5 protein-coding genes are annotated in these 4741 nt (G+C 56.4%); 3 read left to right on the top strand and 2 right to left on the bottom strand.

Annotation, left to right across the window (positions count from 1 at the left end):
• Positions 1 to 683 (top strand): 3-phenylpropionate MFS transporter (locus HP459_RS21410; protein WP_171936805.1); only part of this gene is annotated, 683 nt, incomplete at its 5' end.
• Here HP459_RS21410 and csiE read toward each other — a convergent pair.
• On the bottom strand, positions 684 to 1961 hold the full coding sequence (gene csiE, locus HP459_RS21415) for a stationary phase inducible protein CsiE (RefSeq protein WP_032623757.1): 1278 nt from the start codon (positions 1959 to 1961) through the stop codon (positions 684 to 686).
• 125 nt (positions 1962 to 2086) lie between these two features.
• Here csiE and HP459_RS21420 point away from each other — a divergent pair, with 125 nt between their 5' ends.
• Positions 2087 to 2725 carry a DUF1007 family protein gene (locus HP459_RS21420; protein WP_022649022.1) on the top strand — a complete coding sequence of 213 codons (639 nt, stop codon included), beginning with the start codon at positions 2087 to 2089 and terminating at the stop codon, positions 2723 to 2725.
• A complete protein-coding gene (locus HP459_RS21425) occupies positions 2716 to 3696 on the top strand; it encodes a nickel/cobalt transporter (protein WP_022649021.1) in 981 nt (326 codons plus the stop codon). The genes HP459_RS21420 and HP459_RS21425 overlap by 10 nt, the downstream gene beginning before the upstream one ends.
• A gap of 60 nt (positions 3697 to 3756) precedes the next feature.
• On the opposite strand, the gene suhB is transcribed toward HP459_RS21425, so the two are convergent.
• Positions 3757 to 4560 carry an inositol-1-monophosphatase gene (gene suhB / locus HP459_RS21430; protein WP_022649020.1) on the bottom strand — a complete coding sequence of 268 codons (804 nt, stop codon included), beginning with the start codon at positions 4558 to 4560 and terminating at the stop codon, positions 3757 to 3759.
• Positions 4561 to 4741: the final 181 nt, after the last annotated feature.

The raw sequence follows: 4741 nt of genomic DNA on the forward strand, positions 1-4741 counted from the left end.
TCTATGACTATCGCGCCATTCTGGCCCTGTTAACGCTCGGCATCGCCTCGATGCTGCTCGGTATGTTGCTGCGTCCGTCGGTGATGCCGCAGGGCGAAAGCCGCCATCAGGAGAGCGCTGGCTGGCCCGCCTGGCGCTCGCTGGTGGCGCAAAGCTGGCGTTTCCTGGCCTGCGTCTGTCTGCTTCAGGGGGCGCATGCGGCCTATTACGGCTTCAGCGCCATCTACTGGCAGGGGGCGGGCTACTCGGCTTCTGCGGTAGGCTACCTGTGGTCACTCGGCGTGGTAGCGGAGGTCATTATCTTCGCGCTGAGCCAAAAACTGTTCCGTCGTTTCGGGGCGCGTGACCTGCTGCTGCTTTCCGCCGTTTGCGGCGTAGCGCGCTGGGGCATCATGGGCTGGACGACGGATCTGCCGTGGCTGATTGTGGCGCAAATTCTGCACTGCGGAACCTTCACCGTCTGCCATTTGGCGGCGATGCGCTATATCGCGGCGCGAGAGGGTGGGGACGTTATTCGTCTTCAGGCAGTCTATTCAGCGGTGGCGATGGGCGGCAGTATTGCGGTGATGACCGTATTTGCCGGTTTCCTCTATCAGCACCTGGGCCACGCTGTGTTCTGGGTGATGGCGCTGGTCGCTTTACCGGCCATTGTCATCCGCCCTAAAGTCGCTGCTCGCACGTAACTAGGATTCGAGCATAACGCGAATATGTTCCTGCTGCTGCGTGTTCAGGGTCTCAACGGCATGAATGAGCGGCGGCGAGAACAGCGGCAGGGCAGTTGGATAAGGCGTAATGACCAGCGCCGCTTCGCGGGGGGCGCCCTCCTTCTTAAACGCTTCCAGGCTAAGATAACGAATATTGAGCGGCAGCAGCGTAAGCTCGCGAAGCTGCTGCTCAATTAACTCCTCGCAGGCTTTATCTTCCCCCGTTAACAGGACCACCTGTTTTTCATGAAGATCGGTTTCCTGCATCAGCCAGGCACCAAAAATCACCGCCACCAGAGCCATCTCTTCACCGGAGAATCGCAGGCCAAATTCGGCTTCCAGCTCAAACAGCGCCTCTTTAGTGGTGCGCAGCAGCCGGGGGTATAGACGGTGGATCTCTTCCGGCAGACTGTTGTCGATGCCGATGTCAAATAAGGAGCGGTCCAGCGCCTGAGCCAGATGAATATACAGCTGATCGGTCAGCCCTTGCTCATCGCTGAAGTTCATCCCGGTTTGCGCCCGGAAACGGGCAATCATACGCACGATGGCCCGACGCAGGCGCTGATCCTGCTGGTGTTTATCCAGTACCGGGTCGGGTGTGCGGAGCATCATAAACAGCAGCGCCAGGAACAGCTGTTCATCACTGTGCGTTCCCTGCGGGACGCGCCGTTTCCAGTGACGGACAATTTCCTGCGCCGTAAAGTATTCCCCTCTCGATTGCGTCCAGCTGCGCTGAACGGGTGAAAACTCCGGCGTATTGCCCAGATGATGCTGAATAAGACAATATTGCAGATAAAGCTGTAAAAACTGTACGTCGCGGGACTCAAACTGGCGCTGAAGCTTGCGCGCGCAAAAGTTGATAAGCGCCCGAAGGTTCGCATCGTCATAAAGCGGGCGGGCAATGCCGTGCTGTTTGAGCGCGGTTTTTAAGGCAGGGGTAAACTGTTGGGCGACAAAATGTGGACACAGCCGAAGCGCCCTGCGCAGCCAGTGCAGCAGGCACAAACGCTGATTCAGGGCGGAGCCCTCAATACGGTAGCAACCGTCATGGTGCGTGACGATATCAAGCCGATGATAGCGCTGGATTTCATCGCGCGTCTCGGCTATATCTTGCCGTGCCAGGACGTCGTCCACGCCATTGGCAGCGATTATGCTCTGTGCGGTGACGGCAGCATCGGGCAGGTAAAGCATCAAAAGCACCTGGCAACGGCGCTGCGAACTGGAAAGCACAGATGGAATTTCAAGCGTCGTCATCATCTGTCGGGTATCCAGTGTGAATGTTTGATAAGAATAGCTAAAGGATGGGCGCTGAAAAGCGCGCCGGCAGGCCTTTCATTCAGGATTGCTGGCGAACATCACAGAATTTTTGACGTGAGGAATTGATGCAAACAGTTAAACAAAGCGTGACAGCGTTATTTTTGGCGGTTATCACCTCCGCCGCCAGCGCACATCCTCACAGCTTTATCAGCCTGAAAACCGAACTGGTGACGGACGGCACACAGCTCAGCGGCCTGAAGATGCGCTGGACGATGGATGAAATCACCTCCGCCGACCTGCTGTACGATGCCGGAAACGCAAAGCCCGGCGACGAGATCTGGAAAAAGCTGGCGGCGGAAGTCATGGCCAACGTGCTGGGTCAGCACTACTTCACCGAGTTCTGGCACAACGGACAAAAGGTGAAATTTCTTAACCGTCCCACGGAGTACGGTATGACCCGCGACGGCCATCAGGCGGTGCTGACGTTTATCCTTCCGCTGGCGCACCCTCAGCCGCTGGCCGGGCAGAAGTACAGGTTTTCCACGTTTGACCCAACCTACTATGTCGATATGCATTACGCCCAGGACAGCGACGTACAGTTGCCAGAAATATTGCAAAAAAGCTGCAAAATTGCCGTGCACACGCCGACGCCCAGTGAAGAGACGCTGAACTTTGCCGTTTCCCTTGATAAAGAAGATGCGCCTCCAGAAGACATGGAATTAGGAAAACAGTTTGCGCAGGAGGTGACGTTACAATGTCAGTGATCTCCTCCCCCGTCAGTAAGCCGCGTCGCTGGCTGCACCTCTGGCCTCTGGCGCTCTTTTTGCTGTTAGCGTCTGGCGGCGCGCTCTGGCTGTGGCAGGCATGGCCGCAGGTGATGATGAAAAGTATCCTCTGGCAGCGGGAAGTTAATCAGCAGATGAGCGGGCTGCTGAAAGCCGTGGCGGAAAATCCGTCCAAAGCGGGCGGCTCTCTTCTGGCGTTCAGCTTTATCTATGGCGTGCTGCATGCCCTGGGGCCGGGGCACGGCAAAATCGTCATCACGACCTGGCTTGCCACCCATCCGTCGAAGCTGAAATCGAGTATCGGCCTGACGCTGGCTTCCTCTTTACTTCAGGGCGGTGTGGCAATTGCGCTGGTCGTGGTCGTCCTTTCGCTGCTACAGCTCCCGGCCCGCCAGCTGCATATGAGCAGCTTCTGGCTGGAGAAGGGAAGTTACGCGCTGGTAGGCTTACTGGGGCTGATTCTCTGCTGGCGAGCGCTGAAAAAATTGCGCGCGTTGCTGCAAAAACCAAAATTCAAAATCTTTACGCCGCATCACGTTCACCATAAAAACTGCGGGTGCGGGCATCAGCATCTGCCGACGCAGGAACAATTACAGAATGGTGACGACTGGCGTGCGCGCCTGATGATTGTTCTCTCAATGGGGATGCGTCCATGCTCGGGCGCAATCATGGTGCTGTTGTTCAGCAAAGTGATAGGTGTATTTGGCTGGGGCATGATCTCGGCGCTGGCGATGGCGGCGGGAACATCTCTGACTATCTCTTCGTTAGCCTTGCTGGTGCACAGCTTCCGTCAGCTGGCGGTAAAACTCAGCGGCAATAAAACGCCGGTATTGTGGCGACAGGTTGGCTGGACGACGCTTGCGCTGGCGGGCGGGGTGATTCTGCTGGTGGCTGCGGTCACGATGTGGATGAGCGCGGTGCCGGTGGGAAGGGGGTTGCGGCCTTTTTAGCCATACCTGAGGGATTTGTAGGCCCGGTAAGCGTAGCGCCACCGGGCTTAACAGACTGGATTAACGCTTCAGCGCATCGCTCAGTTCTTCACGCATGTTTGCCAGCATGGCTTTAACAACGCGCGGGTTACCTGCAACGATGTTGCCGGTAGACATATAGTTATGGCCGCCGGTGAAGTCACAAACAATCGCGCCAGCTTCACGTGCGATCAGCTCGCCCGCCGCGAAGTCCCACGGCTTCAGTGACAGCTCAAAGTAACCGTCAACGCGGCCGGTCGCCACGTAGGCCAGATCCAGTGCAGCAGAGCCGGTGCGACGGAAGTCCGCGCATTCGGTGAACAGTTTGCCGAGGATATTCATATAAGTGGTTGCGTGCTGTTTCGCCTTGAACGGGAAGCCGGTCGCCAGAATCGTGCCGTCCAGATCGCGTGCATTGCTGCAGCGCAGACGGTAGCCGTTCAGCTGCGCGCCCTGACCGCGGGTCGCGGTGAACAGTTCGTTACGCATTGGATCGTAAACAACGGCGACTTCAGTACGGCCTTTGATGCGTACTGCGATAGACACAGAGAAGTGTGGCAGGCGCTTAACGAAGTTGGTGGTGCCATCCAGTGGATCGATAACCCATTGAACATCCTGATCGGTACCTTCATGTTCACCGCTTTCTTCGGTGATGATGGTGTGCTGCGGGTAAGATTTGCGGATCGTTTCGATAATAATCGCTTCGGCGGCTTTATCGACGTTAGTCACGAAATCATTGCTGCCTTTCTGGCTGGTTTCTACGGAGTCTGGGGTTTCGTAGTGTTTGGCAATTACATTACCCGCCTTGCGCGCTGCGCGCACGGCGATGGTCAGCATCGGATGCATCGGTCTCTCTCACTGGATGTTAAAGAACAGGAAAATCGGCGCAGAGTATAGCAGCGGGATCGGATTATGTCTCTCGTTTATGATAATATGCCCGAATATTCTTCAGACACTGAATCCAGACATCTAAAAATTATGCTGCAAAACATTCGAATCGTGCTGGTCGAAACATCGCACACCGGCA

It is taken from the genome of Enterobacter sp. CM29 (assembly GCF_013179605.1).
Taxonomy (GTDB): domain Bacteria; phylum Pseudomonadota; class Gammaproteobacteria; order Enterobacterales; family Enterobacteriaceae; genus Enterobacter; species Enterobacter intestinihominis.